Annotated in this window: 5 protein-coding genes; 3 read left to right on the plus strand and 2 right to left on the minus strand. The window is 37.5% G+C overall.

Annotated elements, in window-relative coordinates:
• The first annotated feature begins 143 nt into the window (after positions 1-143).
• The gene (locus JW841_09975; protein MBN1961265.1) at positions 144-842 is read left to right on the plus strand and encodes a hypothetical protein; all 699 of its coding nucleotides are present in this window, start codon (positions 144-146) and stop codon (positions 840-842) included.
• 402 nt (positions 843-1,244) lie between these two features.
• On the plus strand, positions 1,245-1,658 hold the full coding sequence (locus JW841_09980; protein MBN1961266.1) for a response regulator: 414 nt from the start codon (positions 1,245-1,247) through the stop codon (positions 1,656-1,658).
• Positions 1,659-1,682: 24 nt separating this feature from the next.
• On the opposite strand, the gene JW841_09985 is transcribed toward JW841_09980, so the two are convergent.
• A complete protein-coding gene (locus JW841_09985; GenBank protein MBN1961267.1) occupies positions 1,683-3,266 on the minus strand; it encodes a hypothetical protein in 1,584 nt (527 codons plus the stop codon).
• Positions 3,267-3,349: 83 nt separating this feature from the next.
• On the minus strand, positions 3,350-4,126 hold the full coding sequence (locus tag JW841_09990) for a TatD family hydrolase (GenBank protein ID MBN1961268.1): 777 nt from the start codon (positions 4,124-4,126) through the stop codon (positions 3,350-3,352).
• A 115-nt stretch (positions 4,127-4,241) separates the two neighbouring features.
• On the opposite strand from JW841_09990, the gene JW841_09995 reads away from it, so the two are divergent.
• A partial coding sequence (locus tag JW841_09995) for a PilZ domain-containing protein (protein MBN1961269.1) occupies positions 4,242-5,511 on the plus strand: 1,270 nt, incomplete at its 3' end.

Genomic DNA, 5,511 nt, shown 5'->3' on the forward strand with positions numbered 1-5,511 from the left:
CTTGCAGTCGAAATGACATTCTTTGTTTCGCCCAGACTTTTTGAGAAGTTACAAAAAAAGATAGCAACTTTATTAAAAGTAATACGATAAAATTAATTGAAAAATGATGTGATATATAATCACATTAAAATTTTGGGGGGATCATGAGCAAAGTTATTGAAAATAATCAACGTGTAAACAATCAAAACGTATCATACAACTCTACAATAAATAAGCCAGTTAAAAGCAAGCCACCAAAAGCTAATGGTAAAATGAGTATTGATGCTCTAAGTGATAGTCTTGGTGGTAGTTTTAAGATGAATACAGAAGGTATTTTGCTGCCAAATGGAAATTTTCTCCAGGCAGAACTAAATATTAAAGGAAAGCAGAATATTACAGGAGCAACAACCGTTGATACGTCAACCTCGATTGTGTTTAGTAATAACGATGGTGGAGGAAATAAAAATAAGTTTAGTTTAGGTACTTCGTATAAACTACGCAAAACATATTCGCAGCTGCAAATGGAAGCAGAGCTTCAATATGAATGTGAGGGTATAAAATTAGAAGCCGCAGGAGCAATAGGTCGTCGACAAATATTCAAAACTGGGGAATCTGAAATTATTTTACAAGGTAAAACAACAGCAAAAATAAACACAATTGTTCCTATACAATTAGATCTTGATATAAGTAAAAAAGGTGATCAATGGCAAGGTAATGTTAGTGCAGAAGCTAAATTACAAGGTCCAATTATAGGTTTACCTAAAGGTGATCTCGGTAAAATAGGAGTACAATTAAGTGTAAATGAAGATAAGAAAAGAGACCCTGAAGTAACCGCAAAGGTGACTTGGTCAAAAACATTTTAAAATTAGTAAGTAAACATAAAAATAAAACCAACAAGCAAAGATAGCCGCATAAGCATCCTCCAATATTTATAGCGGTTTCCTCTTGAATTGATCTACTGCGACACGACATACCTGCCTGCAAATGGTGGCCTCGTCATTTCGCTGCTCGAAATATGTCTAATATTCCTGCGCTGCTCACTCCTCGGGCGCCATTTTCGGCCACGGTCTGTCGTATCTCGTTACAATCACTTCAAGAGGAAACGGCTATAAGCTAAGAGCTTAACTCAATTTGGTATAAATGCACTAGTTATAAGTAAGGAACAATTGCGATACAAAATTTACGTGCTATTCTTATAACTTACATATCAACTGATTGCATTAAATATAAAAAAACAAATTTTTAAGGGACTAATTAAGGCCATTATGACGAAAAATGAACAACCATCAGTACTAATTGTTGATGACGAAAACGCGAATTTGGAAGCATTTGGGCGTATTTTTCGTAATCAATTTAGTATGCATTTTTGTAATGCACCTCAAGAAGCTTTGGACCTATTAAAGCGAAAATCATTTGATTTAATAGTTGCTGATCACGCTATGCCAGACATGACTGGTGTTGAATTTCTTACGGCGGCTAAGGAGTTAGCCCCAGAAAGTGGCCGAATGATTGTTACTGGTTATCCTGATTTACCAGAGGTACGTGATGCAGACGATAGTGGTTTAACAGCAGCAGTAATTATTAAACCATGGAAGCAAGAAGAAATTCATTATTGGGTACAACATTTTTATAAAATACGTCATCAAGATCACAAGGAAACAAAGGTGCAAAGCTGCTAAAAATTTTAGGGACACCCCCTAGAACTATTGAGCGCAAGAACCTGCAGGTACGTTACCGCTAGTATTACTGGAAAGAGTATTTTTACAGCCATCCAGACTAGAATTGTACTGGCAGAAGTTTTTCTTAATCGTTTCGGCATCAATGCCATTAAATTTATATTTATTGTTAGCAAGTAGGGTTGGGCTGGCATTAATATTTAGCAACTGGGCTAGCTCAAAATCCTTTTTAAGTAGAGCTTCACCTTCGCTTTCAACGCATTTCTTAATAACGCTCGCGCTAATCCCATCTTTACCAGTGCAGGCTTCCCAATTGGGACTACGATAATCAGCAGAACGACAGGTCAGATAACTCATGTATTTTTGATTCTTAGTATATTGTTTAATTGCACAAGCTTGTCGAATATCTTCTTCAACTTCAGCTGGACCATGCATGGAAGTTAATTTTCCGCCTTGCTCGCTGCCGATAAAGTGAATGTTTAATTTTAATTTGCCAGCGAAGTTTTTAATAACATCTTGCATGGCGATAACCGCCTTTGCGCCATAGGGGCATTGTGACATGACAAAAAGATCGATTTGGTTTGGTTTTTCGGGACGACAGATTAGATCTTCTTTGCAAGTAGGATCATCACAATCGATTTTGCCATTATTAGTATCATCAATTTTATTATCGCAGATTTCAGCCGTTGGATCGAATTGGCCACCTAAACGCAATGATTTATAGTCACCAACGTCAACTAAAAAACGTTGTATAGTTGCCATACCATCTTTATCTTGCTCGATACTTTTATCAAATAAAATAGCGGGTAAAAAGCGAAAATTTGCATTTTTTTCGTGTAATTCGTTATATAACTTTTTACCTTCTTCACTCATATAATCAAGATGAGTTACAGTTAACCCGCCGAATTCATTGCGTAGACGAGGTTCAAGTGGTGCAATATCACATTTAGGACAGCGTTTATCACTTAAGAAGAAAGCCTGAACCTTAGGAGGTACAGGAATATTGGTACAAGCTTCTGGCTTGGCTCCACTATATTCATTACAAATAGCTTTTAAAAATTGTTTAGTTTGGCGGCCACCCTGATAAGGTTTGTTGTTAAGAAAAATAGTTGGCGAACCACTAGCACCTCGGCTTTGGGATTTTTCAAATGAGGCGTCAAGTAATGCTTTGCCTTCATTACCCTCGATACAGTTGCTTAAATCAGATTGATTGATATCGGCTTCTTTGGCGCATTCTTTCCAATTGGTATCAACCTGTTGAGGTGACTTGTTTTGGCAGTCGATCATTTTCATAAAAGTGTTAGGTGCCAGTTTAATGGCGCATAACTGAGCAATATCTCCAGTGACTTCTTTAGGACCATGCATTGAATTAAGCTGATCACCTTTTTTATCGCCTATATAATTCACCTGAAAATCAAGATTAGGCCCTAATTGTTCAATTACTGGCGATATAGCTTGCATCACTTTAACGCCATATGGACATTGTGACATTACGTAAAATTCAAGGGTTATCGGCTTATCGACAACCTTTTTTACAGAGCTAGTGTTTGAAGATGATTTGCAGGAAAAAAGAGTAGCAACTGCAAATAAGAATAAAAATGTTTTTTTCATGTCATTTGGCCTGTTTGACGCAGCGAAAGGCTGCGAATGCAAAATGGTTACTATTAGCGTCTTTGGCATCAAGGAGCAATGGGCTAGATAGATAAGCTAAAAAACTTTATGGCATTTTGTCGTGTAATATCACCTATGCTTGTGGCGTCCATATTTTTAATGGCACCAATTGCTGCCGCAGTTTCAGTAATGTAGGCAGGTTCATTACGTTTACCACGATATGGAATTGGCGCTAAATAAGGGCAATCAGTTTCAATAAGCAAACGATTTAGCGGGGTTATACGAATTGCTTCACGTAGAGGAGCAGCATTTTTAAATGTTATAACACCAGGAATAGATAGCATCATACCGCGTTTAAGATAGGCTTCAGCATCAGCCGGACCACTAGTAAAACAGTGCACAACACCTTTGCGAGCAGGTAAGCCAATATCATCAAGAATAGCACAGGCATCATAATGAGCGTCGCGAATGTGTAACATAATGGGCAAATCAATAGTTTTTGCAATTTTTAATAATCGCATAAAAAGCTGTCGCTGTTCTGTTTTTGGTGAATTGGTATAATAGTAATCAAGACCGATTTCACCAAAAGCGACAACTCGTGGGTGTGATAATAGCTTAACAAGTATATTTATGTCGTTATCAGATGCTTTTGCAGCATCATGTGGATGAATACCTAACGCTGCAAAAATAATAGGATTTTTTTCAGCCAAAGCGATTACTTCTTTTGCTCCATGTATTATTTGACTAGCGCCGACAGCAATAAAATGGGTGATTCCAGCTTGCAGCGCACGCTCAATAACAGCTTCAAGCTCATCACCATAAGTGCCACGTTCAAGATGACAATGTGCGTCTAAATACATAAATAAGTTCTTTGCCATTATTGCTAGTGAATTGGCAACTAAACACTAAACTCAACCTGTGTCGTCTTAATATATAGGGTACACTTAATTAGCTATTGTTTAAAGGGCGGTACATATGGCGCAAGCACGTATTAGCATTGCGAAAAAGAAAAGCAAAAATCCATCTCATTCCAAACCCGCAATGAAAAAGAAAGCTGTGGTGCAAGAAGATACGAAAGCTGCAAAGAAACTGGCAAAAATAGCTAAGACATCACCAAGTAAAAAAACGCTTCAAGCTTCGTCAGTTGCTGCAACGTTATTGCCACTATCCGAGCCTGCTCCTAAATCAATAATTACCAAGCCAGCAGTTGTACCAGAGCCACTAAAAATAAAATCTATTGGAAAAAACAACACTGCAAATGGTCGAAGACGTTCGGTGCGTTTTGCGATTATGCAGCGTGTAGATTATAAAATTGGGGATCGTAGTACTTTTAATTATTCATCAAACTTAAGTGCTTCGGGATTGTTTATACGAGGTGCTACTAAATTTAAAGTTGGTGAGCAAATATCTATAAAACTGCATTTAAATAGAAAAGACCCTCCGTTGTTTATACGCTGTATTGTACGACGGATTAAAGAAGATGGTGATGAAGCAGGAGCAGGGTTAGAATTTATAGAAGAACAGGATAAAGCCTTTTCGCGTATTCGCCAATTTATAGAAGAAGAGCTTATAAAAAAAATTGAAGCAAATTTGCAGCGCTCGATCACTAATACTAACAATTTAATTTTATTAGCTACTTATTATTTTGAGATAGGTCGCATAGATGATGCCCTATCTTTATATCGTCGTGGTATTGAGACCAATCCTACTAATCAACAGATTTTAGAAAGAGCTATCGGGGTATTTATACCTGCTGTGCGTTTGCGCGGTTTGCATGGTTGGCAACTTTTAGTAGAACTAGAAAAAATATTAGCTAGTGCAATGGCTCTTGGCCCCAACTCGAAGCTAAAGCAGTATCAAGCAGAAACCATTGAGTTGCGTGAACAATTAGATCGCCGCAATCGCGAGCAAGCACAAGCAGAGGCCGAGGAACGCAAACTTAAGCAACAAGAATACGAAACTAAGTTGCGTGCCAACATAGAAAAAGAAGTGAAAAATGTTGTTGAGAAAGAACTTGCATTACATAAGCGTGAACTTGAACATGAGTTTGCGGTTAAACAAAAGCAAGCCGAAAAAGAGCTAGCTGATACATATAAAGAGATTAAACAGGAACGAGCCGAACTAGAAATTTTTGCAACAACGCTTAAAGAACAAGAAACAAAATTTAAACGCATCCAACAAAAGTTAGAACAACGCCAATCACGATTTGAATTAGAACAACAAGAAGCAACAGAGAAACTAAACA

The sequence above is a fragment of the Deltaproteobacteria bacterium genome, from assembly GCA_016931625.1.
Classification (GTDB): domain Bacteria; phylum Myxococcota; class XYA12-FULL-58-9; order XYA12-FULL-58-9; family JAFGEK01; genus JAFGEK01.

Excerpts from the sequence above, each read along its gene's own strand:
- JW841_09985 (MBN1961267.1), bottom strand. The coding sequence starts at position 3,266 with ATGAAAAAAACATTTTTATTCTTATTTGCAGTTGCTACTCTTTTTTCC.
- JW841_09975 (MBN1961265.1), top strand. The coding sequence starts at position 144 with ATGAGCAAAGTTATTGAAAATAATCAACGTGTAAACAATCAAAACGTA.
- JW841_09990 (MBN1961268.1), bottom strand. The coding sequence starts at position 4,126 with ATGTATTTAGACGCACATTGTCATCTTGAACGTGGCACTTATGGTGAT.
- JW841_09980 (MBN1961266.1), top strand. The coding sequence starts at position 1,245 with ATGACGAAAAATGAACAACCATCAGTACTAATTGTTGATGACGAAAAC.